The 25,018-nt window shown below is 70.1% G+C and carries 19 protein-coding genes; 7 read left to right on the top strand and 12 right to left on the bottom strand.

Annotated elements, in window-relative coordinates:
* Positions 1–8: 8 nt before the first annotated feature.
* Complete coding sequence (gene mmsB / locus VGT00_16410; GenBank protein ID HEV8533007.1) at positions 9–914, bottom strand: 3-hydroxyisobutyrate dehydrogenase; 906 nt, start codon at positions 912–914, stop codon at positions 9–11.
* A gap of 168 nt (positions 915–1,082) precedes the next feature.
* Between mmsB and VGT00_16405 the strand changes: the two genes are divergently transcribed.
* The gene (locus VGT00_16405) at positions 1,083–2,015 is read left to right on the top strand and encodes an EamA family transporter (protein HEV8533006.1); all 933 of its coding nucleotides are present in this window, start codon (positions 1,083–1,085) and stop codon (positions 2,013–2,015) included.
* Positions 2,016–2,275: 260 nt separating this feature from the next.
* Here VGT00_16405 and VGT00_16400 read toward each other — a convergent pair whose 3' ends face one another.
* From VGT00_16400 to VGT00_16375, 6 genes are all read right to left on the bottom strand, one after another.
* On the bottom strand, positions 2,276–4,684 hold the full coding sequence (locus tag VGT00_16400) for an adenylate/guanylate cyclase domain-containing protein (protein HEV8533005.1): 2,409 nt from the start codon (positions 4,682–4,684) through the stop codon (positions 2,276–2,278).
* Between the two features lie 211 nt (positions 4,685–4,895).
* Positions 4,896–5,945 (bottom strand): hypothetical protein, encoded by a 1,050-nt coding sequence (locus tag VGT00_16395; protein ID HEV8533004.1) that lies wholly within the window; start codon positions 5,943–5,945, stop codon positions 4,896–4,898.
* A gap of 28 nt (positions 5,946–5,973) precedes the next feature.
* Entirely contained in the window at positions 5,974–8,730 is a 2,757-nt protein-coding gene (locus VGT00_16390) for a fused MFS/spermidine synthase (GenBank protein HEV8533003.1), read from the bottom strand.
* A gap of 118 nt (positions 8,731–8,848) precedes the next feature.
* On the bottom strand, positions 8,849–8,983 hold the full coding sequence (locus tag VGT00_16385; GenBank protein HEV8533002.1) for a hypothetical protein: 135 nt from the start codon (positions 8,981–8,983) through the stop codon (positions 8,849–8,851).
* A gap of 108 nt (positions 8,984–9,091) precedes the next feature.
* On the bottom strand, positions 9,092–9,379 hold the full coding sequence (locus VGT00_16380) for a hypothetical protein (protein ID HEV8533001.1): 288 nt from the start codon (positions 9,377–9,379) through the stop codon (positions 9,092–9,094).
* Positions 9,380–9,398: 19 nt separating this feature from the next.
* The gene (locus tag VGT00_16375; GenBank protein HEV8533000.1) at positions 9,399–9,611 is read right to left on the bottom strand and encodes a hypothetical protein; all 213 of its coding nucleotides are present in this window, start codon (positions 9,609–9,611) and stop codon (positions 9,399–9,401) included.
* 82 nt (positions 9,612–9,693) lie between these two features.
* Between VGT00_16375 and VGT00_16370 the strand changes: the two genes are divergently transcribed.
* Both VGT00_16370 and VGT00_16365 read left to right on the top strand, forming a co-directional pair.
* Positions 9,694–11,142 (top strand): gluconokinase, encoded by a 1,449-nt coding sequence (locus VGT00_16370; protein HEV8532999.1) that lies wholly within the window; start codon positions 9,694–9,696, stop codon positions 11,140–11,142.
* A 16-nt stretch (positions 11,143–11,158) separates the two neighbouring features.
* Positions 11,159–13,507 (top strand): RpiB/LacA/LacB family sugar-phosphate isomerase, encoded by a 2,349-nt coding sequence (locus VGT00_16365; protein HEV8532998.1) that lies wholly within the window; start codon positions 11,159–11,161, stop codon positions 13,505–13,507.
* Positions 13,508–13,571: 64 nt separating this feature from the next.
* Here the strand turns inward: VGT00_16365 and VGT00_16360 are convergent, their stop codons facing one another.
* On the bottom strand, positions 13,572–14,006 hold the full coding sequence (locus VGT00_16360) for a hypothetical protein (protein HEV8532997.1): 435 nt from the start codon (positions 14,004–14,006) through the stop codon (positions 13,572–13,574).
* On the opposite strand from VGT00_16360, the gene VGT00_16355 reads away from it, so the two are divergent.
* Both VGT00_16355 and VGT00_16350 read left to right on the top strand, forming a co-directional pair.
* Positions 14,005–15,324, top strand: a complete 1,320-nt coding sequence (locus tag VGT00_16355; GenBank protein HEV8532996.1) for a tetratricopeptide repeat protein — start codon at positions 14,005–14,007, stop codon at positions 15,322–15,324. The two genes, VGT00_16360 and VGT00_16355, sit on opposite strands and share 2 nt — an antisense overlap.
* Positions 15,321–15,971, top strand: a complete 651-nt coding sequence (locus VGT00_16350; protein ID HEV8532995.1) for a YdcF family protein — start codon at positions 15,321–15,323, stop codon at positions 15,969–15,971. The genes VGT00_16355 and VGT00_16350 overlap by 4 nt, the downstream gene beginning before the upstream one ends.
* A gap of 176 nt (positions 15,972–16,147) precedes the next feature.
* Here the strand turns inward: VGT00_16350 and VGT00_16345 are convergent, their stop codons facing one another.
* From VGT00_16345 to hpnJ, 3 genes are all read right to left on the bottom strand, one after another.
* Positions 16,148–16,561, bottom strand: a complete 414-nt coding sequence (locus VGT00_16345; protein ID HEV8532994.1) for a phosphomannose isomerase type II C-terminal cupin domain — start codon at positions 16,559–16,561, stop codon at positions 16,148–16,150.
* Positions 16,558–18,150: a phosphoglycerate dehydrogenase gene (gene serA / locus VGT00_16340; protein ID HEV8532993.1), complete on the bottom strand. Its 1,593-nt coding sequence runs from the start codon at positions 18,148–18,150 to the stop codon at positions 16,558–16,560. The genes VGT00_16345 and serA overlap by 4 nt, the downstream gene beginning before the upstream one ends.
* A gap of 379 nt (positions 18,151–18,529) precedes the next feature.
* Positions 18,530–19,969 (bottom strand): hopanoid biosynthesis associated radical SAM protein HpnJ, encoded by a 1,440-nt coding sequence (hpnJ, locus tag VGT00_16335; GenBank protein HEV8532992.1) that lies wholly within the window; start codon positions 19,967–19,969, stop codon positions 18,530–18,532.
* Positions 19,970–20,078: 109 nt separating this feature from the next.
* Here hpnJ and VGT00_16330 point away from each other — a divergent pair, with 109 nt between their 5' ends.
* Both VGT00_16330 and VGT00_16325 read left to right on the top strand, forming a co-directional pair.
* Positions 20,079–21,227 carry a glycosyltransferase gene (locus VGT00_16330; GenBank protein ID HEV8532991.1) on the top strand — a complete coding sequence of 383 codons (1,149 nt, stop codon included), beginning with the start codon at positions 20,079–20,081 and terminating at the stop codon, positions 21,225–21,227.
* A gap of 10 nt (positions 21,228–21,237) precedes the next feature.
* Positions 21,238–22,821, top strand: a complete 1,584-nt coding sequence (locus VGT00_16325; protein ID HEV8532990.1) for a CopD family protein — start codon at positions 21,238–21,240, stop codon at positions 22,819–22,821.
* Between the two features lie 313 nt (positions 22,822–23,134).
* Here the strand turns inward: VGT00_16325 and VGT00_16320 are convergent, their stop codons facing one another.
* Entirely contained in the window at positions 23,135–24,988 is a 1,854-nt protein-coding gene (locus tag VGT00_16320) for a glycosyltransferase family 39 protein (GenBank protein ID HEV8532989.1), read from the bottom strand.
* Positions 24,989–25,018 lie beyond the last annotated feature (30 nt).

The raw sequence follows: 25,018 nt of genomic DNA, 5'->3' as shown, positions 1-25,018 counted from the left end.
GGCCGCTCCTAGACGGGCGCCTGGTCCGAGGACGGCTTGAGAAACGTGAAGACGCTCGTGAAGTCCTTGCGCCCCAGTCCGTGCGAGGAGGCCAGCCGGTACACCTGCTGGGCCGCCGGGGCCACGAAGAGGGGGATCCGCAAGGCGCGCGCGGCATCCACGGCGAGCCCCACGTCCTTGCACATGAGGTCGGTCATGAAGCCGGGAGCGTAACCATTGCTCGAAGCGGCGCGGGCCACCAGCCCGGGCACGGGATGCATCTGCTCCATCAGCCAGGTATTGCCCGAGGACTTGGAGATGACGTCGGTGACGACCTTGAGGTCGACTCCGAAGCCCTCGGCGATCCGGAAAGCCTCGCTCACGGCCACGGCGGCCACGCCGGCGATGAGGTTGTTGCAGAGCTTGGCGACCTCGCCGCTCCCCACGGGCCCGACATGAATCACGTTGGCGCCCATGGCCTGGAGCGCGGGCAGGGCGGACTGGAAATCCTCGGGGGTGGCGCCGACCATGATGGCGAGCGTCCCGTCGGTGGCGCGCGGGGTCCCGCCGGAAACTGGCGCGTCCATGAAGCGGATGCCGCGCTCGCCGGCCGCGGCCGCCACGCGCCGCGAGGCCGCGGGATCGATGGTGGACATGTCCACGCAGAGTGTTCCTTTCCGTGCCGCGGCCAGCACGCCGCCATCACCCGTGTAGGCCGACTCGACATGGGGCGATGAGGGCAGCATGGTGATGACGAGATCCACGCCGGCCACCGCCTCGGCCGCCGAGGCGGCGGCCGTCATGCCGCCCGCCGCGGCCGCGCGGACGGCTTCCGGGTTGAGATCGTACGCGGTGACGGCAAAACCCTTCTTGACGAGGTTCCTGGCCATGGGCAACCCCATGGTGCCCACGCCGATGAAGCCAATGCGCGTCATGCTGAATGGTCTCCTTTAGGTTCTGGGGGGAAGCGCGCCCCGCTCCTCCCCCAAATCTCCCCACGGCCCCACAAAGCGCGGAATCACTCCGCCTACGCTAGTACCCTCCGGAAGCGCTCCGAGTTCGACGCCGTCCTTGCTCTGGCCTCCGCCTATACTACCCGCGAGATGCTGCTGGGACTCGTCCTCGTCGGTCTGGCCGCGTGCTCTTGGGGCACGACCGGCGCGGCGATGACGCTCCTGGCGCGCGAGGGCACCTCGAGCCCGCTTGTCGTAGGCTGGGCGCGCATGGCGGGCGCGGCGCCCTGTCTCCTCCTCGCTACCGCCATCCTCCGGCCAAAGGCGCCCGTGGCCGGACCATGGGGATTTCGGGACACCGCGCTCACCGCCGTTCTCGGCGGCGCCATGGCGGCGTACCAGGTCTGCTATTTCTGGGCGGTGCCACGCACGGGCGTCGCGCTCACCGCATTGCTCGCCATCTGCTCGGCGCCCCTCATCATCGCTCTCGGCGCCGCGCTCTTCCTTGGCGAGCGACTGAGCGCTCCCGCGCGGGTGGCGCTTCTCCTCGCCGTGGTGGGCACCGCTCTGCTCCTGGCGGGGCCGCGCAGCCTCGATCGCCTGCCCGATGGCTTTGTCCTGGGCTCCCTTTCCGCGCTCGGCGCGGGGCTATCTTACGCCGTCTACGCGCTGACCGCCAAGGGCCTTCTGGCGCGCGCGGCGCCGCTGCCCCTCGCGGCGGCCACCTTCACGCTGGCCGCGGTATTGCTGACGCCGATCCTGCTCCTCGAGCGCGACATCGTCGGTCAGCTCACCGCAGGCTGGCCTCTCCTGCTCTACCTCGGCCTCGTCCCCACCGCGGTCGCCTACCTCCTCTTCAGCGCGGGGCTCAAGCGCGTGCCGGCAACGGCCGCGGGCATCGCGACGCTGCTCGAGCCGCTCACCGCCTCGATCCTCGGAGTGCTCGCCTTCGGTGAGCACCTGGGCACCTGGGGCTGGCTCGGCGCCGCCCTCCTCGCGATCGCCTTGGTCCTTCTCGCGCGCGAGCGCGCCGACAACGCGGCGACTGGAGCAGTAGGCAAGACAACCACACGAGCTTCATGAGTGAGTAGCCGACCGACCCAGCGCGGAGGGCGGGGCTGGACCGGGCATTCCCTCGGGAGCGAATCCGACGAGCCGTAGCGCGCCCCGAAGCGCAGGGCGCCTCCGCCGCGCGAGCCGCCCTGCTGCGCAGGACGACTCGCGCGGCGGAGGCGCCCGAGCGAGGAGGCGCGCGAGGCGAGGAGGTTGAGCGAACGAGGGAATGCCCGGTCCAGCCCCGCCCGTGACCTGGCGGGCACGCATCCTAGCGACGCGAGAGCGTGCTAGGCGGCGGCGAGGCGGTAGATGTGGACCGGATCTTCCACGTTGCGAAGCGGCTGCTCGCCCAGGTCTTCGAAGGTGAAGCTGCCGTCGAGGCGCCGCGCCGTCTCCGGGCCAATGAAGACCTCGTCGCCGATCCCGAGCGCCGCCAGTCGCGCCGCCACGTTGGTGACCGGACCCGAGGCGGTATACGTCCAGCGCGTGCCCGCGGCGGCCTCCAGTTTCGTCGCGCCCACCTGCGCGGAGCCCGAGTTGACGCCGACATGGAGCTGGATGGGCTCGGGCAGGTCTTTGACCTCCAGGTTGATCTCGCGCGCGCGTCGGACGATGCCGAGGGCCGTCTCCACGGCGGCCCGCGCGTGGCTCTCCGGGTCCTCATCCTGGAAGATGACCATGAGGCCGTCGCCCGCCGTCTCGTTGATGTCGCCGCCGTGCCCGATGATCTCGTCGAGGAAGGCCCCGAAGTACCGCTCGACCGCCTCGTTGAGGCGATCGGCATCGTGGCGCTCGGCCAGCCGCGTGTAGCCGGCGATGTCCACGAAGAGCACCGTCACGTCCATCTCGCGCTTGGCGAGCTCGGGCGCCTCCGGCGCCTGCTCGATCAGCTCGCGCACCGTGCGCGGCACGAACTTCGACAGATTAGCCCGGATGGATTCCAGCATCTCCACGCGACGGAGGGCCCGGCCGAGCTCGCGGTTGGCGTCCTGGAGGTCGGCGTAGGCCCGGGCGTTCTCGAGGGCGACGGCGCTCTGATTGACGAGCGTGCGGAGCAGCCGCAGGTCGCTCGTCGAGTATGCCGCGCCCGAGCGCTTCTCGCCCAGGCCGAGGAGCCCGGTCAGCCGCTCGCGAAAGAGGACGGGCAGCACGAGATCGATGCCGAGGGCCGACATCTGGGCCACACAGCTCTCCCGGCACGACGCGAGCTCGGGATCTTCCTCGTGCCGGGCGCGCGTGAGGGGCGACCGCTCTTCGGCCAGGTGAAGGGCCAGGGATGATTCGGCGGAGATGAACCCGCCCGCGCCCATGGGCCCGGCGCTTCCGGAGAGGACGCGGAAGCCGCCGCGCGGCTCGTCGAAGATGGCCAGGGTCTGCCGGACGGGATGGAAAGCCTCGTCCACCACGCGGCTGATGGAGGCCGCGATGCGATCGAGGTCGAGGGCCGAGGTCATGGTATCGGCGAGCTGCTCGATCGATCGGCGGACGTCGAGGCGCTGGCGAAAGAAGAGCCGGTCGACCAGCGCCTGCGTGCGCGAGTACACGGGATTCAGGAAGAGCACCACGGCGAGAGCGACCACCGCCGCGGGGACGAGGGGATTGACGGCGTCCTCGAGCCGGCCGAACAGCACATTGAGGCCGGCAATGGCGCCCGCATAAACCGCGACGACCACGCCGGTGACGACGCCGTAGATCGTGCCCAGGCGGAGAATGCCGCGGAAATCGAAGAGGTCGTAGCGAGCCATCGCATAGGCGACGGCGATGGGAAAGAGGATATTGAGGCGCCACAGGGCAAAGAGGAACGGCACGCGGGCGCCCGACACCATCTCCCACGCGGTGGCGAGCACCGGCACGAGCTGCCCGATGGCGAGCCCGCCCAGAAGCACCCGTCCCCGCTGCCGCCCTATGGCCGTGGCCCCGCCCACGGCCGTCTTGGCGAGCGAGAGCACGAGCACGAGCATGGCCGCGCCCCAGTAGATGGCGCTGACGAGGGGAAGCCAGAAGATCGCCGCCCGGGGAACGCTCGGCGGCGGAAGCACCAGCAACAGGGAGTCCACCGCCGAGAGCACATACGCGGCCACGATGAGCCGCGGATAGCGCGTGGCCACGCGATGGGGCTCGGGAAATATCCGGGCCAGATGCAGGTACACGGCGGGCGAGAAGGCCCAGGCCGTGAGGAAGATCCAGTCGAAGCGGTACTCGGAGACCGCGTCGGCGTACAGGGCGCTGCCCGCGAACCACGTCAGGCAGGCGGCGAGGAAGACGCGCGTCTGGGGCACTCCCGGCTTGAGGATGAGGACGGCGGCGCCAAGGGCCAGGTAGAGGAGTCCGGGCAGGACCGCGTCCATCACGAAGCGCTTGAAGCCCTGGATGGTCTGGAGGCGGCTCGGGATGTCCTCCTCGACGAGCTGGCCGCGTCGGCTGACGATGTAGTGGAAGACCGTGCCCGGCGGGTGACGGCGAACCTCGTCCTGGACTTCCCGGCCGGCCGTGAGCACCTGTCCGTTCATGACGCGGACCAGGTCGAAGGGCTCAAGCGCGCTCGTCTCGGGGCCACCGATGCCGACGAGGAGGACGCGCAGGACGCCGAAGCCGGGCTGGGGCGCCCCCACACGATGCCAGGCATCGAGCGTGGTCCAGCCCGCCAAGGACAGACAGATGGCCAGCACCAGCCACCAGAGCGCCTTCTCTTTCAATGCAATCCTCTTTAAGTTTCGCACCTCGAGGCGCCTTCGCAGAGCCTCCGGCGCCCGAGGGTCGGGCGAATCACTCTCTACTTCGGTTCTTGCCGGAGGCGCCTTCGCAGAGCCTCCGGCGCCCGAGGGTCGGGCGAATCACCCTCTACTTCGGTTCTTGCCGGAGGCGCCTTCGCAGAGCCTCCGGCGCCCGAGGGTCGGGCTGATTACCCTATGCTTCTATGACCTTGCTCACGGCCCGGCTGAAGCAGCAGTTGGGCACGACGCAGGAGTGCTTGCCCGATCCGCCGCCGACCAGCAGGTATACGTCCTCGGGCGCGGGCACCATGGGCAGAAGCGCGGCCTCGTCCGTGACCTTCTGCATCCAGAGGGGCCAGTCGTGCATGCCCCACATGCCGCCGAGCTTGAGCCGGCCGAGGGGGATGCGCGCATGCTCGAACACGAAGCGCTGCACGTCCGCGGCGCTGAAGCCGTCGGCGGCCACGGTGGCCGCGTGCTCGGGGCCCAGCACGACGAGGAGCTGGCTCTGGGCCATGTACCAGCCGACATTCGAGCCCAGCGTCGCCGCGACGTCGGCCACATTGTTGAGGATGCCCGCCGCGGTGGTGGCCACGTGATCATTGACGTTGTGCGGCGCCTCGCCGCCGAAGACGGTGACCACGCTCTGCTCGGCCGTGAAGCCCAGCCGCGCGTGGAGGGGCAGCCACGGCGAGACGTCCTCACGCTCCGCGATGGCGAAGGAGAACTTGGCCGGGCTGCCCTGGGTGGCCATGTCGTGGCGCCCCGGCCAGCCCCCGCCCACGTTCATCAGGATGAGCCGGATGGCGCGCCCGATCGTCGCATTGGCCCGAAAGCCGGGGCCAAAGAGTCCGGATCCCGCATGCATGCCGATGGCCCGCGCGACGGGCCCGCTGACGATCAGGAGCGGCGCCACGGGATGGGTCGTCGCCTGCACGCCGTAGAGGTTGAAGGCCGGCTCGAGCAGGGCGCGCACGGCCGCCACGATCACCGGAAAGTACGCGGGCTCGCAGCCGGCCATGACGGCATTGACGGCGAGCTTCCCCACGCTCACCTCGCGCCAGAGGGGAGGCATGACACCCAGCACGCGGGAGGCATCGGCTCCTCCGAGCATGGCGGCCACGCGCTCCTGGGTGGGAGGCACGATAGGCAGCCCGTCGCACCAGTCGCGCTTGACGAACTCCGCGTAGACCTCGTCTTCGGGGACCTGGAGATGGTCAAGGGCAGCCGCGGGATCGGACACGGGCACTCCTCCCTCGAAAGATGACCGCTCAGCGAGATAGTGTACCGCTCTTGAAGCGCCGGAGCGTCTCCCGGAACTCCGCGTTGCCCGGCTCGAGGGCGGTGGCGCGCTCGAGATACGCGCCCGCCTCCTGGACGCGGCCGAGCCACCAGGCCGCCACACCCGCGAGAAAGAGCGCCGCGGGCGGCGGAGGCTGCCGAGCGAGGGCCCGCCGCGCGAACTCGAGCGCAGGGGCCGGATGACCGAGCTGCAGCGCGGCGGTAGCCGCCGCGATGGCTGCGGGGGCATGGGTCGGATCGAGCTGGAGCACCCGCTCGAAGTGCGCGAGCGCCGAGGCGGGATCCGCGCGCCGGAGACAGCCCACGCCCGTCCAGTACCGGTTCTCTGTCTGCTCCATCAACGGCGCGCTCTCCGGGGTCAAGGCGGGCAGGTCGGCGCTCCGGAAAAACGCGACCATCGCGCGATTCGGGATCGAGGTCTCGAGATAGAGCGCGCGGGGGGCGCCGAATTCGAGAGGCAATCGATCGTCGGTGTTGACGCCCGCGCCCGCGGCCAGCCGAGCCGTGTCCTCTTCCCCCAGGACGAAGAGGCCGAGCACGCCCGCCCAGCTGCCTATCCCCAGCCGCTCGAGGTCGGCGCGCACTCGCGGCTCCGTCTCCCACCGCTCGCGCAGCCGGCGCGCGTCCAGCGGCACCTTCTCGACCCGGCCCAGGAGCAGAAAGTCGCCGGGTCTCGGCTCCCAGATGCTCGTGGCCGGGAAGGTCTCCCGGAAGGTGGCCACCACCATCTTGAGGTCGTCGGGGGCCAGGTTGTAGCTCTGCACCCACTGCAGCATCACCCCGCCCGGCCGCAGGCGCTCGCGAGCGAGCCGGAAGAACTCGCGCGAGAAGAGCGCGGCCAGCCCGCTCATCCAGGGATTCGACGGCTCCGAGATGATCACGTCGTAGCGCGCGGGCGAGGCTTGCAGGAAATTCCGCCCGTCTCCGACCATGGCGCGAACACGCGGATCGCGGAGGACGTCGCCGTGGAAATCACGGAAGAAGCGCGATGCCTCGATGACGGCGGGCTCGATCTCGAGAACATCCACGCGCTCGACGGGATGGCGCGCGGTGGCCCCCGCCGTCATGCCCGAGCCCAGGCCCAGGATGAACACCGTCTTGGGGGCCGGATGCGCGAGCAGCGGGAGATGCGCGGCCATGACCTGGGTCGGCATGTCCACCACGGTGCCTGCATCGATCTTGCCGTTGATGCGCAGGAGTGTGTGGCCCCCCTGTCGGGTCACCGCCACCGTGCCGCTGCGTCCGTCACGATAGAAGAGGACCTCCTGCCCTCCCACGAGCTCTCGCAGGGGGCGGGTGGTCCCGGCTTCGAGATAGCTGCGAGCGTAGACGGCGGGAGCGCTCGACATCAGGCGCGCATCCCAGCTCGGCAGGAAGGCGGCGCCCATGGCCAGCAAGAGCGCGGCGGCGGCCCCGACCCCGCGCCGGAGGGTCGAGCCCCGGCCGGCGGCGAGGAGCGCTCCGCCGAGAGCCAGGGTGGCGACGATGGCGACCTTGAGCGCGCCGTGAATCCCCCACGTGGGAACGAGAACGAGACCGCCCAGGAGAACGCCGACAATGGCGCCGGCCGTATTGGCGGCGTAGAGGCGGCCCACCCCCTGCCCTATCCTGATTCCGGCGCGAGCTCCTCCGGACGCCGCGGCAATGGCGCACGGAAAGGCCGCTCCCATCCAAATCGTCGCCATGGTGAGAGCGGCGACGCTCACGAGAATCTCGACGAGATCCACCCAGCTGGGCGACGTGGACATGCGGAGCGCGGCCAGAATCACATCTGGGAAGCGCTCGAAGCTTGCCAGGACGACCGCGGCCGAGACACCCACGCCTATCTGGATCACGCCCAGGGCGGCCGGGCCGACCAGCCGATTCCCCCAGCGCCATGCATAGACCGCGCTGCCCGTGGCCAGGCCCACGAGCACGGCGAGGAGCATGGCCGCGAAGGCGTACGTCGAGCTTCCCAGGAGGAGCGAGAGCGCGCGCGTCCACGCGACTTCGAAGACCATGGCCGCCGCGCCCGAGACCGCCATGGCCGCCGGAATCAGCCCGCGGCGCACTCCGAACGTCTCGCCCGCGGAGGGAGCAACGGCGGATTCACGCGGAGAGCGCGGCTCGAGACGGCGCGAGATGATGAAGGCAAGCGCCGCCGCCACCATGTTGGCGCCGGCAGCGATCCACACGGTTGCCCGATTGCCCATGGCGGGGAGCAAGAAGTATCCGGCGGCGAGCGCCCCGGTCACCGCGCCCCACGTATTGACCGCGTAGAGGGCGCCCACCCGACGGCCGGGCGCCTCGCCGCCCGAGGCGAGGGCCTGGGACACCAGCGGCAGCGTGGCCCCCATGAGCGCGGTGGGAGGCAGCAGCACGAGGAAGGCGAGCGCCACCTGCAGCAGGCTCCAGCCTTCATACGAGAGGCCGAGGGCGCCGCGAACGCTCAGCGAGACACGGGTGAGGGCGGGAAGCCCGGCGGGCAGACCGAGGGCATAGACCGCGATGCCCACTTCGAGCCAGGCATAGGCCGCGAGCGGCGCGCGCAGGCGGGAAGAGAGCCGGCCGCCCACCGCGCTGCCGAGGGCGAGCCCCGCCATGAAGGCGACCAGCACGGCAGTGAGCGCGTCCACGGCGTGGCCGAAGACGAGCCCGAGCATGCGGAGCCAGACGACCTGATAGACGAGCCCGGCCGCTCCCGAGAAGAAGAGAGCGGCCGAGACGACGAGGAGCGAGAGCCGCATCAGACCCGAAGCAGCCTGAAGCGGGGAGGAGTTGATCTTCGAGCTGAGACGCTGCCGACGAGCCGCAGGCGAGGAGAGCGGCGAGGCGAGGGCTGAGTGAAAACGGCGCCCGGTCGCCTCACGCCGAGCCGAGCAGGCTCGCCAGCTGCTCGATGGCCTGCAGGGCGCGGCGGCTCACGGCCTCAGGCTTCTCACCGCCGAGCGGGTGCTGCACCACCAGAAGCGGCAGGGCGGTGGCGCCCAGGGCCGCCATCTCGCTCGTGGCGAGCCCCTGGAAAACGGTGGTGGCAATGAGCCCCGAGGGGGTGCCGCGCTTGGCCAGCTCCAGCGAGTCGTGGAGACTCCACGACGTGCAGGAGCCTCAGTCACCCGAGCCGGCGAAGACGACATCGCAATCCTTGGCCAGTCCCTCGATGATCTCGTCGGCCGCGGGCGTCGAGGCATTGGCCTTCTTCCGGTGTATGACGGCCTTGACGCCGAAGCGCTCCTTCAGGAGGGCGGCCATACCCTCGACGAGAAGATCAAAGTTGTGCTTGGTGTTGTCCACGAAGCCGACGGTAAGGCCACGGAGGTCCGCGGGCAGGGGCGGCACCGCGAAGGTCGCCTGCCTCAGCTCCCCCACGGGGCTCAGCACGGTGATGATGGCCATGGAAGCTCCTCGATAGGTACTAGCGGGAAAACCGTGTGGAGCGCGTGAGGAGACGCTGCAGGGTGCGCGACACCTCCTCGAGAACGCTCCGCTTGACGCGCAGCCGCACCTGCTCGACCGGCTCCGCGTGGCCGGCCCGGTGGATGACGAAGGTGCCGACGAACTCGGCAGCCGTCTCGTCGGTCATGGACAGCCCCTGCACCGTCAACAGCTCCCACTCGGGCTCCGCCATCCGGGATCCTCTCTTTCCTTCGCGCGCCGGCAAAAATCCGTGCCGCACTCGCGCGCCGCGTAGCCCAGAATATACCGCACCCATGTGGGTTCTGGCGCTGGATGTGGGCACGAGCTCCGCGCGTGCCGTCGGTTACGATGCGACGGCCCGCCCGGTGGCCGGCCTCGACGCGAGTGTGGCCTATGAGCCGGTCTTCACCGCCGAGGGCGGGGCCGAGCTCGACGCCGATCGCCTGCTGGAGGCGGTGGTCGACACCATCGATCGATGCCTGGCCGCCGCCCGCGAGCCGCCCGCCGCCATTGGCGCTTCCATCTTCTGGCACGGCCTCCTGCTCCTCGACGGGGCAGGCGCTCCGCTCACGCCTGTATTCACCTGGGCCGATACCCGAAGCGCGGCGGCGGCCAGAACGCTTCGCGCCCGACTCGACGAAGCCTCGATTCACGCACGCACGGGGGCGCCGCTCCACGCCACCTTCTTCCCGGCCAAGCTGACCTGGCTCCGCGAGAGAGATCCCGCGCTGCTCGCGCGCGCGGCCACCGTCTGCGGATTCGCCGAGTATCTCCTGATGCGGATAACGGGGCGGCTGGCCTCGAGCCTGTCCATGGCCTCGGGCACAGGACTCCTCGATCAGTCGGGCGCGGTCTGGGATGAGGCCATGCTCGAGGCCTCGGGCGTCACGGCCCGTCAGCGGCCGCCCATCGACGACGCGCCGGCCTGCGGCCTTCGGCCTGAATGGCGGCGCCGATGGCCGGCCCTCGACAAGACGCTCTGGCTGCCCGCTGCCGGAGACGGCGCCTGCTCGAATCTCGGCTCGGGGTGCACGGGGCCCGACCGCATCGCGCTCAATGTCGGAACCTCCGCCGCGCTCCGACTCGTGACGCCCACCGCGCCACGCGTGCCGGGGGGGCTCTGGCACTATCGCATCGACGCTCGCCGGCACCTGGTCGGCGGCGCGACGTCGGAAGGCGGCAATGTCTGGGCCTGGGCGCGTCGCGTGCTTGCCTTGCCGGAGCGTGACGGAGCCGTCGAGGAGGCTCTCACCGCGGCCGCCCCTGATGAGCACGGCCTCACGGCGCTGCCCTTCCTCGCGGGCGAGAGGAGCCCGGGCTGGAACGAGGACGCGCGCGCCGCGCTCTCTGGGCTCGGTCTCGCCACCACGGCGACGGACTTGCTCCGCGCCCTCCTCGAAGCCGTGGCCTATCGTCTGGGTGCGGTCTACGAGCTCCTGGCCCCCTTGGCCTCACCCGACCACACCGTCGTCGCCACCGGGGGCGCCCTCGCGCGCTCGCCGGCCTGGGCCCGCATCGTGGCCGATGTCCTGGGCCGGCCACTGGAGATCTCCTCGCTGGCGGAGGCCTCGAGCCGTGGAGCCGCGCTCCTGGCCATCGAGGCCCTCGGGGCGCCCGCGCCGCCCGCATTGCCGCCCGGCCGCCTGGTCGTGCCCGATGCGCGCCGCCACGCCGTGTACGACGCCGCCATGAGGCGCCAGCGACACCTGTATGACATCATTGTGGGGCCACGCCTCTCCTGAGAGAATAAGGGGCCCCATGCGAATCGCCATCGGCTGTGACGACACTGGCTTTCCGCTGAAGGAGTACGTAACCGCAGCCCTCGAGACGGCAGGCCACGATCTCCTCGACCTCGGCACCTTCTCGACTGATCCGGTGGACTACCCGGACTATGCTCGCGCGGTCGGGCAGGCCGTGCTGCGGGGCTTCGTGGACGCGGGCATCCTCATGTGCGGCAGCGGCACCAGCGCCTCGATCTCGGCCAACAAGCTCCGCGGCATCCGGGCCGCCCTCTGCCACGACGCGCAGGCGGCCCGCCTGTCCCGCGAGGAGGACGACGCCAATGTCCTCTGCCTGGGCGCGCGGGAAGTGGACGCGGCGCGCGCCGTCGAGATCAGCACCGCCTGGCTCGCCTCCGCCTTCAAGAGCGACGAGCGCTTCGTGCGGAAGGTCTCCAAGGTGGCCCTGCTCGAGGCCAGCCCGTCGGTGATCGACAAGGCCCCGCCTCGTCCGGGCGCCGTCCCCCCGCGGCTAGACGCGAGGCCGGTCGCGGCCGGCGCGCGCGAGGCCTGGGCCGAGCCTCCGGATGCCATCGCCGAAGCCTACGAGGAGAGCGCGGCCGAGCCGGATCGGGCGCCGGAGCATGCCGCGAGCAGCCTGGCCACGGGGGCGCCGGTCGTCCCAACCGGCGCCGCCCAGCCCGTGGACGAGGTCTTCAAGCTCCCGGCGGTGCAGGAGACCATGGATCTTCTCGAGAGGCAGGATTTCCTCGACCGGCTCTGGGTCAAGGACGCCTCGCTCTGGAAGGGTGAGACGACGGCCATTCGCAACCGGCTTGGATGGCTGACCTCGCCGACGATCATGCGCGGGCACTCCGATGACATCAAGAGCTTCGCCGACGAGATCCGGCGGCTGCAGTTCACCCACGTCGTGCTCGTGGGTATGGGCGGCTCCTCGCTCGCCCCCGAGGTCTTCAATCTGACCTTCGGCTCCAAGATGGGCTTCCCCGACCTCCTCGTGCTCGACTCCACGGATCCGGAAGCGGTGAAGCGCACGCTCGACCACCTCAACCTGACGCGCACCCTCTTCATCGTGTCGAGCAAGTCCGGGGCCACCGCCGAGACCCTCGCCTTCTACCAGTTCTTCCGCGGCCAGGTCGAGTCCTCCTCGGTGCCGCGGGCGGGAATCCACTTCGTGGCCATCACGGATCCGGGCCGGCCCCTCGACAAGCTCGCCACCGAGTCCGGCTTCCGACGCACCTTTCTCAATCCCTCCTCCATCGGGGGACGCTACTCGGCCCTCTCCTTCTTCGGCCTCGTGCCCGCCGCCCTCATCGGCATCGACATCACCATGCTCATCGACCGCGCCCATGCCATGGTCGAGACGTGCGGCAATGCCCTGGGCCCCCGCGACAATGCCGCGGTGCGCCTCGGGGCCGCCCTGGCCGGGCTCGCCAAGAGCGGACGCGACAAGGTCACGCTCGTGCTGTCGCGCAAGCTGCGGAGTCTGGGTCCCTGGATCGAGCAGCTCCTCGCGGAGTCCCTCGGCAAGGACGGCAAGGGTCTGGTTCCCGTGGACGACGAGCCGCTAGGGTCACCCATCGTGTATGGCTCAGATCGCGTCTTCGTGGCCATCACCCTCGAGGGTGACAGCACCCACGAGGTGTACCTCACCGCCCTCGAGGACGCCGGGCATCCCGTCATCCGCATTCCCGTCAAGGATCCTCTCGAGATCGGCGCGGAGTTCTTCCGCTGGGAGCTGGCCACCGCGGCCGCCGGCGTGGCCCTCGGCGTCAACCCCTTCGACGAGCCTGACGTCACGCGAGCCAAGGAGAACACCACCGCCCTCCTCGCCGCCTGGAAGAAGAACAAGAAGCTTCCCGAGTGGCCGGCGGACGCGGAGGAGAACGGCCTCCTGCTCATGACGAATTCGAAGTCAGGCAAGACGGTGGCGGGCTTCGCCGCAGGGCTGAGCGCCCATTTCGCGCAGGCCCAGCCCGGCGACTATCTCGCGATTCAGGCCTACCTGGCCCCCACCGCCGACACGTGGAGCCGGCTGCAGGAGCTCCGGACGCTCCTGCGGGACCGCCTCAAGATCGCCACCACCGTGTCCTTCGGGCCGCGGTACCTGCACTCGACCGGCCAGCTCCACAAGGGCGGGCGGGCCAATGGGCTCTTCATCCAGATCACGGGCGAGGACAAGGAGGACATGGCCATTCCCGGGTCTGGCTATGGCTTCTCGACGTTCAAGGCCGCGCAGGCCCTGGGCGATCTTCAGGCTTTGCGAGAAGCCGGACGGCGCGTCGTGCGCGTGCACCTCACGGGCAAGCAGACGCACGGCGTCGAGCAACTCGTCCAGGTCGTCCAGAAGCTTCTGAAGAAAAGATGACCGCCGCCGCGCCGCGCGCAGCGGGATGAACGAGCCTGGAGACAGCTCCGCGCGCCCGGACGGGCTACTGCTTGGTCGGGGTCGCCGTCGGCGGAGTGCTGGCCGTCCCCGCCGGGCTCATCACCCGTGTCGCGGCCATTTCGACCCAGGTGTAGTACCAGCCCTCGTAGACGGTCACCTGCAGCGAGCTCCCGGCCTTGTCATAGACCTGGGTGATCCCCTTGTCCGACGACGTCGTCGAGGACAGGTGACGCCAGCCGTTCGCCTCGAGCGTGGTCCGGAGCGCGACGGCGAGGCTGTCCACCTCGAGGCGGCCCTTGTAGAAGATCCGGGCGGCCTTGACAGCGGGGGATTCGATCACCGTGGACCGGTTGATGTCCACCGTCAGCCCCTTGGGAACCGGGATGTCTTCGAACTCGCTGCGCTGCACGCGCGGCGGGTTGGACGCGCAGGCCGTCGCGGCCAGAAGACAGAGCGAGAGAGCAAGGACACGGCGCATGGCTAGTACCTCCTGCGCGTCATGGTATAGCCGCCGGGGGTGGCCCGCCAAGTTTTTGGCCTGGCTTCTCGTCATTTCTCTGCTCGCCGGATGCGCCTCGAGCCAGGTGCCGCCCATGGGCTACCAGGGCAAACCGTACCGGCCGGAGCCTGACGAGAAGCAGCTCTGGAGCGACGCCGAGAAAGAGGAGGAAAAGCTCGCCAAGCTCGGCAAGGTCTGGGATGACCCGCTGCTCGAGGAGTATCTCTCGGGGGTGGCGGCCAAGCTGGTGCCGGAGGAGGCCAGGCAGGCGGGCGCCCCCGCCGTGCGGATCGCCGTGGTGCGCGACCCGACGCTCAATGCCTTCGCCATGCCCAACGGCAAGGTGTACCTCCATACGGGGCTGCTCAGCCGGCTCGAGAACGAATCTCAGCTGGCCATGATCCTCGGCCACGAGCTGACCCACGTGACGAACCGGCACGCCCTCAGGTTCAACCGTGACGCGCGAAACAAGCAGATCTTCTTCACCATGGCGGGGATCGCCGCCGCCCTGGGCGTGGCCGTGGCCCCCGGTCAGCAGCAGGGCCAGGGCAACTACGTGTCGCCCGAAGTCTTGCGAGCCTCCTCCAACGTCTTCCTGGGGCTGGGGCTCCAGCTCGCCTTCATCGCCGCCGTCAACGGGTACGGGCGTGACCTCGAGCGCGAGGCCGATCGCGAGGGGCTGGAGCGCATGGTGGCGGCGGGCTACGATCCGCGGGAGGCGCCGCGGGTCTTCGAGCTCCTCAAGAACGACCACGGCGACGGCCGCCGACTCGAGAATTTCTTCTTCGGCAATCACCCGCGGCTCGACGAGCGCATCACCAGTACCCGCGAGCTCCTCAAGACCCTGCCGGCCCCGGCCGGAACAACGAGCGCCCTCGCGTTGAGTGCCGAGGATTTCACGCTCCGCACCCGCACGGTGGTACGCGAGAACGCGGCCCTCGACATCCGGGCCGGGCGCTTCGGGCTCGCCAAGGCGCAGCTCGACCGGGTGCTGCCCCTGGCGCCCAAGGATCCGACCACGCACCTCTACTTCGGCGACCTCTACCGCCTGCAGGCCCAGCGCGCCAAGAATCCGGCGGACAAGCCGCTCCTGCTGAGCCAGGCTCGTGAGGCCTATGAGCGCGCGGCCCAGCTCGACTCGACCTTTCCCGATCCTTTCCGCCAGCTGGGCCTGCTCTACTACCAGAGCAAGGATCCCGAGAAGGCCAAGGCCGCGTTCCGGGCCTACCTCGGCCTCAAGCCCGACGCGCCCGATGCCCGCCGGATCAAGGAATACCTGGTCGAGCTGGAGCGATGACGCCCCGCGCGCGGCGTGGTCTCCGATGGACGGCCGTCCTGGCCGCCCTCGCCATCGCGGTCCTCCTGGGTCATGCTCCCGCCTTCCGCTGGCTCGCCGGAGCCCTCGTGGTGCAGGACGCCCTCGAGGGGGCCGACGCCATCGTCGTCCTCGCCGGGGGCATTCCCTCCCACGAGGCGGCGGCCGCCGCGCTGTACCGCCAAGGGCTGGCGCCTCGCGTCGTGGTCTCCAATCACCACACGCCCTCGCGCGTGAACGAGCTCATCCGGATGGGCATACGCGCGCACGATTTCCAGGGCGAATCGCGGCTGGTGCTCGAGCGCCACGGCGTACCGCCCGGGGCCCTGGTCCTCCTGCGAGAGCCCGTCCAGATCACGGAGACCGAGCTCCGGCGCGTGGGGCTGGCCGCGCAGGAACAGGGCTGGCGCCGCGTCATCCTCGTCACCTCGCCGCACCATTCACGACGGGTCAGGCTCGTCTGGGGACGTGAGGCGCCGGCGGGCATCGAGGGGCTCGTGGCCCTGGCGCCGGAGGACGGCTTCCAGGTTGACGGCTGGTGGCGCAAGCGCCGCGCGGCCGAGGCGGTCTTGCACGAGTATCTGGGCCTGGCGGCCCTGTACCTAGGAATCTCCCGCTACTTCAGATAGCAGGCGGCTCATGGCAGGCGGCTCAAAAAGGTCCAGATGCGAGGCGGCGAGGGCGGCGGCACCCCGAGGCGTAGTTCTCACCCGGCCCTCGCCTCGTGCCTGCGCCTCTCAGCTCGAACTGCCACCTACGTTGAGCGGGTGCCGCCGCCCTCGGCAACGACGCAGATGGGCCTTTTTCAGCCGCCTCGGCGGGAGGGGGCGGCGGCGCGGCCGTAGTCGTCGTCGCGTCGGATGATGTCGTCCTCGCCGAGATACGGCCCGTGCTGCACCTCGATGATGACGACCGGGCGTCGGCCGGGATTTTCGATCCGATGCCAGGCCCCGCGCGGGACGAGTACCGTTTCGCGCAGCGAGACGCGGCGGGCCCGGGTTCCGATCACGACCCGCGGCGTCCCCGCCACCACTACCCACTGCTCCGCGCGGAAGCGATGACGCTGGAGGCTGATGCGATGGCCGGGCATGACCACGAGGCGCTTGACCTTGTAGCCCGGACCTTCCACGACGTTCTCGAAGCCGCCCCAGGGCCGCCGCTCGAAGACCCTCGGCTTCCGCGAGGCCCGGCGCTTTTTCGCGGCGGCGGCCGGCATCATGCGCCCAGGCGAACGAGGCGGGCGAAATCGGCCTCCACGGCTTTGGAGACCTCTTCGATGACCTCGGCCGACACGTCCTCGTCGAGAAGAAGCACGACGATGGCCCGTCCGCGCTTGGTGCGGCGCCCCACGTGCATGGAGGCGATATTGACGTTGTGGCGCCCGAGGATGGAGCCGATCTTGCCGACCATGCCGGGGCGGTCCTCGTAGGAGAGGACGAGGATGTGCCCCTCGGGGATGAACTCGATGTGGAGATCCCTGAGGCGCACGATGCGCGGCGCCCCGTCGAAGACGGTGCCCGCGATGATCTTCCGTCCCGAGCCCGCCTGGGTGGTGACGGTGACGAGGTTGGTATAGCCGGAGGGCGCGGCCTCGTCGGTGCTGATCACCACCTCGAGCCCGCGCTCCCGAGCCACCAGGCGCGCGTTGACGAGATTTACGGCCTCCGCGGTGACGCCGTCGAGGAGGCCCTTGAGCACGGCGCGGCCGATCAGCTCGGGATCGCGCTTCGCCACCTGTCCCGCCACCTCGACCTCCACGCGCTCGACATTGTCTTTCTCGAGCTGCAGGCAGCAGCGCCCGAGGATCTCGGCCAGGGCCACGAAGGGCCTCTGCTCGGCCATGGCCTCCCGGTCGCCCACGGGCACGTTGACGGCATGCTCGACGAGCTCGCCGTCGCGGAAGGCGACGAGCTGTCGGGCGACGTCGACGGCGACGTTGACCTGCGCCTCCTGCGTATTGGCGCCGAGGTGTGGGGTCACCACCACCCGGGGATGCTGCACGAGCCGGCGGACGAGGGGCGAGACGGGCGGCTCCTCGGTCCACACGTCCACGGCGGCGCCCGCCACGTGGCCCGACTCGAGGGCGGCGAGCAGATCGCCCTCGTTGACGATGCCGCCGCGGGCGCAGTTGACGATGCGCACGCCGGGCTTCATGAGAGCGAGCTCACGGGCGGCCAGCATGTTCTCCGTGTCGTCGGAGAGGGGGACGTGGACGGTGACGATGTCGGCCTGGGTGAGGAGCGTCTGGAGGTCGGTGAGTCGGACGCCCAGATCGCGGGCGCGGCCCTCGGGAATATACGGATCGTAAACCAGGACTTCCATGTCGAAGGCGCGCAGCCGCGCGGCCACGCGCGAGCCAACCTTGCCGAGGCCGATCACGCCCGCCGTCTTGCGGAAGAGCTCGGAGCCGGAGATGCCGCGGTCCCATTCGAGGCGCTTGAGGGCTTCGTGGGCCACCGGGATCTTCCGCACGAGGCCGAGGAGCATGCCAATGGTGTGCTCGGCCGCCGAGACCACATTGCCGTAGGGCGCATTGGCCACAACCACCCCCTGGCGCGAGCAAGCCTCGACGTCGATATTGTCCACGCCCACCCCGGCCCGGCCGAGGAAGCGGAGGCGCCGGGCGTGACCGAGGAACTCCGCGTTCACGGTGGTGGACGAGCGCGTGACGATGGCCTCGTAGCCCGCAATGGTCGCGAGAAGCTCGGCCCGCGGCATCTTCGACGACACCTGGTCGACCTGAAAGCCGCGCTCCTCGAGGTACGCGATGCCTTCGGGAGCGATGGCGTCGATGACCAATACACGCATGTTGCTATGCTATCACGCGAGGCGTTCGGGACCCGCGTGCGAGCGCGGGCGGGCGGCGGGCAGGCATTCCCTCGTGCGCTCAACCTCCTCGCCTCGCGCGCCACCTCGCTCGGGCGCCTCCGCCTGCCCCCCATCCCCCGAGACGGGGGTTGCGCTCGCCGCCCTGCTTCGCAGGGACGGTTCGCGCGGCGGAGGCGCCCTGCGCTTCGGGGCGCGCTACGGCTCGTCGGATTCGCTCCCGAGGGAATGCCTGCCCGCCACCCGCCCTCCCGGAGAGGAGAGGACAACTCGCGCTGTCTGGAGTGCCCGTCACTGAAAGTGCAGGAAGTCACGCCGGCGCCACCCGCCCGCCACCGCGCGACGACGAAGCGATGGGGTACTAGTTGATCGCGGGAACTGCAGCGCGGTGCTGGCGGAGGAAGCGGAGGAAGTCGCGCCCCTCGTGGAGCCGGCGGCGCATCACCTCGCGGTCGCGCAGCATCTCCGCGCCCAGCGAGATCATCTTTCGCGGGCGGAAGTAGAAGCGCCGGTACACGAGGTCCACGGACTGGAAGATCTCCGTCCGCGAGAGGTGCGGATACCCGATGGCGCTCGCCTGCACCCCCGCCTCGTCCACGAGCGCCTCGGCCTCCATCCAGCCATTGCGCTGGGCCTCGGCAAAGAGCGCCGTGCCCGGATACGGCGCGGCGAGAGAGACCTGGATGGTCGTCGGGTCGATCTCGCAGGCGAACCGGATGGTCTCCTGGATGGTCTCGCGCGTCTCCCCGGGCAGGCCCAGGATGAAGGTGCCGTGAATCGCGATGCCGAGCGCCTTGCAGTCGCGCGTGAAGCGCCGGGCGAGGTCGAGGCGGACGCCCTTCTTGATATTGTTCAGGATCTGCTGGTTGCCGGACTCGTACCCCACGAGCAGGAGGCGCAGGCCGTTGTCCTTGAGGACCTTGAGCGTCGCGTAGGGCACATTCGCCTTGGCATTGACCGACCAGGTGATGCCGAGCTTGCCCAGCTCCCTCGCGATGGCCTCGGCCCGCGGCAGGTCGTCGGTGAACGTGTCGTCGTCGAAGAAGAACTCCTTCACCTGCGGGAAGAGCCGCTGGGCCAGGGCCATCTCCTCCGCCACGTGCCCCACGCTCCGTGTCCGGTAGCGCTGGCCGCCCACCGTCTGGGGCCAGAGACAGAACGTGCACTTGGAGCGGCATCCGCGGCCCGTGTAGAGCGAGACGTACGGGTGGTGGAGATAGCCGATCGCGTAGTGCTCCACCGTCAGGTCGCGCTTGTAGATCGGCGTGACGAACGGAAGAAGATCCATGTTCTCGAGGATCGGTCGCTCCGGCGTGTGCTCGAGCCGGCCGTTGACCCGACAGGACAGTCCCGCCACGTCGACGAGCGGGCGCCCCTGGGCCACTTCCTGGATGGTGAAGTCGAACTCGCTCCCCGCCACGAAGTCCAGGGCCGGGCTCGCGTCAAGCGACGCCTCGCGGGCCACGGCCACCGCCGCGCCTACCATGCCGATGAGCAGTCGCGGGTTCTCGGCCTTGAGGGCTTCGGCCACCCGCACGTCTCCCGGGAAGGACGGCGTGCTCGTGTGCATGACGCAGAGGTCGTACTGTCGCGCGAGCGGCCGGACATCGTCCAGGGTGAGCCCGTCGGGCGGCGCATCGATCAGCCGGGAGCCCGGGACGAGGGCCGCCGGCTGGGCAAGCCAGGTGGGGTACCAGAAGGAGCGAATCTCTCGCTTGGCCTGGTAACGAGAGCCGGCGCCGCCGTCGAAGCCGTCCGGAGACGGCGGGTGCAGAAAGAGCGTGCGGAGATAGTCAGCCATCATGTCCCCGCCACCTTAGCAAAAGCGGTGCGGCCCCACCACCCAATCTGTCGCGTGGCGAGCTACTTCACGAACGCGGGCATGATGCTCATGCTACCATTTTGCCGCTGTGGGTACGGCCGCTCCGCGAGTCCTCATCCTGTCGGCCAGCTACGGCTCCGGACACAATGCGGTTGCCCGCGCCCTCGACGCGTCTCTGCAGGCGGCCGGCGCGGAGACGCGCATCGTCGATCACTTCCGCGATCTCGTGCATCCCGCCTTCGACCGGTGGAGCCGCCGTCTCTACGGGGCGATCCTGCGCCGGGCTCCCGCTCTCTGGGGCTTCGGCTACTGGGTGGGCGACCGGTTGAGCCCGTCCTCGGGGCTCGTCTTCGGCATGGGGTCGCTGGGCACGCCGCGGCTCCTGAGCCTGCTCGAGCGCGAGCGGCCCGATCTCGTCGTCTCCACGCACCCGACGCCGGCGGGCGCGTTGTCGGACCTGCGCCGCCGCGGCGTCACGCGCATTCCCCACGCCCTCGTGTATAGCGACTTCGCCGTTCACCGCCAATGGATTCCGCCCCTGGTGGATCTCCACTGCGTTCCCGCGGAGAGCGTCCGCGCCGATCTCATCGCCCACGGCATCGCGCCCGATCGCGTGCTCGCCAGCGGCCTGCCCGTGCGCGCCGAGTTCGAGCAGCCGGCCGACCCCACCTCCGCGCGCCGGGCCCTCGGTCTCGATCTCGAGCGCCCGGTCGTGCTCGCCATGGCGGGCGCCTTCGGATGGACGGGCGACCTGCCCGCGGCGACCGGCGTGCTTCGCGATCTGCCCGTGCCGCTCCAGGCCCTGATCGTCGCGGGTCACGACGGCGCCCTCCGCGCGCGGCTCCAGGAATCCATCCGGGGCGCCGGCCGCCGCGTCCGCGTGCTCGGCTACACGGACGAGATGCGCCAGCTCATGGCGGCCGCCGACCTCCTCGTCACCAAGGCGGGCGGCGTGTCCCTGGCCGAAGCCATCGCCTGCGATCTGCCCGTGGTCTGCTTCGGGTCTCTCCCGGGCCACGAGCGGCGCAATGAGCGCTTCATCGTGGAGGCGGGCGCCGCCCTCCGCGCCCGGTCGGCCGCGGAGCTGGGTGCCGTAGTGCGCCGGACATTGACCGAGCCGGGTCTCTTGACCGATCTCGCCAAGCGCATGCGGGAGATCCGGCGCCCCGGCGCGGCCCGCGTCATCACCCTCGCCTTGCTCGAGCGTCTGGCCGGCTCCCCCGTCGCTCGCCCCTGAGCCGCAGGCCATGATTGCTCTCGTCCAGGTCTACCTGAGGGCGCTCGGCCTGGTGGGACAGTCCGTGGCCATAGGCGGCGCGGTGCTCGGCTTCCTCGTGCTACGCCGCTGGCTCTTGCGCGAGCGCGATGTCGAGCGGGACATCGGACGCGCGCTCGGAATCGCTGCCACGGGGGCCGGGCTTGCCGCGACCTGCCAGGTCGGATCCTTCCTCGTGGTGCTGGCCTCCACGGCCGGCCCGGACGGCTGGCCCGTGACCCAGGCGCTTGGGACACCTCTCTTCTTCGCCGCCCTCGCGCGCGTGCTGCTCTTCGGCGCCGTGATGGCCACTTGCGCCCTCGTGCGCGGGAGCCCATGCTCGCTGGCCCGCTGGCTCGCGCTGGTCGCCCTGGCCGCGGCCGCCACGGCGAGCGCGGCATGGATGAGCCACGCGGTGGGCCGGCTAGACCGGGGCGCACTCTTTCTCGCTCTCGATGCCGCCCATCAGCTCGCCGCGGGTGTGTGGGTGGGTTCACTCGTCCATCTCCTTGTGTTGGCATGGCGTCGCGCCTCGCGGCCCTGGCCGGCCGAGACGCTCCGCCGATTCTCTCTGATGGCTCAGGGGGCCGTGCTGATGCTGGCCGCCGCGGCCGTCGGGCTCTGGCTTCTCTATGTGGGCGGGCCCGGCGCCGCTCTGGGCACGGCGTATGGCGCCATGACCTTGACCAAGAGCGTGCTCTTTCTCGGTCTCCTCGGCCTGGGAGCGCTCAATTTCCTCGCGGCGCGTCGCCTCCGCGGAGACGCGCACGTGCCGTCCCTCACGCTCCGCCGGCTCGTCGAGGTGGAAGTTGGCGCGGCCGTGACCGTGCTCTTCCTGGCCGCGGCCCTCGGCTCCGTGCCGCCCGCCGTGGACCAGATGGCCGATCGCGCGACTCTCGCGGAGGTCGCGTTCCGCTTCACGCCGAGGTGGCCGACGCTCTCCACGCCGTCCTTCACCGAGCTGGCGCAGGCATCGGACCTCACGGACAAGGAGGCGCCCCGCACGATCCAGGACAGCCTCTGGTCCGAGTACAACCACAATGTCTCCGGGCTCTTCGTCCTGGCCATGGGCCTCCTCGCCGTTCTCGAGCGCACGGGACGGGCGCCGTGGGCGCGCAACTGGCCGCTTCTCTTGGTGGGGCTGGGGGCCTTCCTGCTCTTTCGAAGCGATCCCGAAGCCTGGCCGCTGGGACCGCAGGGCTTCTGGCAAAGCTTGGGGGATCCGGAGGTGCTGCAGCACCGTCTCCTCGGCGTCCTCCCCGTGATCTTCGGCGTCTTCGAGTGGCTGGTGCGGACGGGGCGACTGCGCGACGAGCGGCTCGCCCTCGTGTTTCCCTTTGTCTGCGCGATCAGCGGGGCGCTGCTCTTGGCGCACGCCCACACGCTGCAGAACATCAAGGAGGCGTACTTGATGGAGGTGACTCACCTGCCCCTGGCCGTGGTGGCCATCGTCGTGGGCTGGTCCCGATGGCTCGAGCTCAGGCTTCCGGAACGAGAAGGCGCCATCGCGGGGCGGATCTGGGCGCCCGGCCTGGCTCTCGTCGGGCTCCTCCTGCTCTTCTATCGGGAAATCTGAGGGGACAGGCGGCTGAAAAAGGCCCATCTGCGGCGATGAGCGCTTGCGCGAAGAGACCCAGGCGCTGAACCAGGGTCATTCTCATCTACGCAACCATGTGACGGCGCCCTCGGCCGCAGGTTCAATGTACGTGGCATTTCGAGCTGAGGGGCGTAGCCACGAGGCGAGGGCTGAGTGAGAACAACGCCTCACCTGCGGATCGACTCAGCCCTCGTCTCCCGTCGGCCGATGGCCGGAGCGTAACTCGAACGGCGGGGCGCCGCCTCGCATCTGGACCTTTTTGAACCGCCTGCGAGTTCTTGAGCACTCGTCTCTAGGCTCGGGGCGGAGTATTGCTCCAGAGCCAGCGGCCCTGCCGAGAGGCCAGGAGATGCACGCGGTCACGCGGCATTTTCGCGACGAGGCTTCGCGCGGGATCGCGCGTGGTCACGAGCAAGGCGCGACGGTTCGATAGCCACACGCGCGTGAACCGGTCCGCATCCCAGAAGGTATCGGCGGCCTCGGGAAAGGTCGACCCGATGCCGAGCACGCTGCGCCTCGCCTCCACCAGCACGGGCCGCACGCCCGCATAGAGCTCGAGGGCCCCTGAGTTCTCGATTGGACCCTCATGGATGAGCACGCCGTCAGGCGACCAGCCGAGCCGTATCTCTGCCGCCATGGCGGAGACGGCGCGGGCCGTGGAGACGAGCCCCAGAGCCTGGCCTATGCTCGGCACGATGGCCAGCATGGTGACGGCGACGGTGCAGGCGGCGAGCCGTCCCGCCCGCCACACGGCGGCCGCGGCGAGCAGGGCGGCGGCCAGGGCAAAGACGAGCGCGGTGTGCCAGACGAGCGGGCGCAAGGCCGACCACGCGGGGAGCGGCGCGATCTGCGTCGCGAGCGCTTCTTTGCGTGAGTAGACATCGGTGGCCGAGAAGATCGTGTCCATGAAGCCGCGCCCATCCGTGAGGGCGGCGGCTCCGAGGATCGCGGCGAGCAGCCCGAATACGGCCAGATGCCAGAGGGCGGGTCGCCGGTCCGGCGGCTCTCGCCGCGACCACCAACGCGCGGCAAGCAGCGCGATGGCCGGATAGGCGGGCAGACCATAGTGCGGCAGCTTGAAGGCCGAAAGCGTGAAGACGAGAAAGATGCCGACGGCCCACAGGGCCAGGGCCACCCACGGGATGTCCTCGGCGAATCTCCAGGCTCGGCGTCTCGCGAGCTGCCCGACCTCGAGCGCGGCCGGAAGGATCCAGGGAAAGGCGCCGAGTCCGGCCACGAGGAGGAACTCGAGCGAGGAGAGCGGCACGTCTTCGTCCGGGAACTGGCGTAGCTGGAGCGCGTTGAGAAGGTGATTGTCCACGACGGTGTACCAGAGAAAGCCGGGATTGCGCATCGTGGTGAGCGCATACCAGCCCAGGCCCAGAATGAGAAGCACGGCCAGGCCGAGAGGGGGCAGCCAGCGCCCCATGGGATAAAGCCGCCCGCCCAGGACCAGCGCCAAGGCGACGGCGCCGAGCGGTCCCACGAGCCCGAAGACATCCTTGCTCAGCGCCGCCACGCCGAGCGCGGCGCAGCCAACCACGGCCCACCACCTGGCGCGCGGCCCTTCATCATCCGGTGGCCGGGTCTGGGGTGGCCGTGTGAGGCGCAGCCGAACGCGAGCCGAGCCAACCCCCAAGAAAACCGGCGCCGCTCCCCCCCGGAACCAATAAGGTGCGAGCGCGAGAAGGAGGCCGGTGAATCCCCACTGGATCGCGGCGACGAAGAGGGTCTCGGGTCGCACATAGCGGCCGAAGGCGGCGAAGAGAGCGCACGAGAGCAGTCCCGCGCCGGCCAGGGCGCCAGCTCCGGGGCCCAGAAGGCGGGCGCCGAGAAGCGTCGTCCCTCCCACCGCGGCGGCGGCCCCCAGGGCGGCAGGCAGGCGCGCCACCCATTCCGAGATACCCATGGCCTTGAACCCCGCGGCGATCAGCCAGTAGAGCAGCGGGGGCTTGTCGAAGTAGCGGATGCCCGTCAGGCGGAGGGTGAGCCAGTCACCCGAGAGGACGATCTCACGCGCGATCTCCGCGTGCTGTCCCTCGCCAGGATCGTCGAAGGGGACCGCGCCCAGCCACGGCAACAGGAGGGCCAGCGTGAGCAGCGCAAGAAGGCCCGCGACCGCCCAGGGCGAGCGGAGAATACTCACGCGGCGGGCGGAAAATGCCGGGCGAGTTCT

The sequence above is a fragment of the Candidatus Methylomirabilota bacterium genome (genome assembly GCA_036002485.1).
Lineage (GTDB): Bacteria > Methylomirabilota > Methylomirabilia > Rokubacteriales > CSP1-6 > AR37.
Note: the sequence above shows the minus strand (reverse complement) of the source record. Positions and strands in the feature narration are given on the sequence as shown.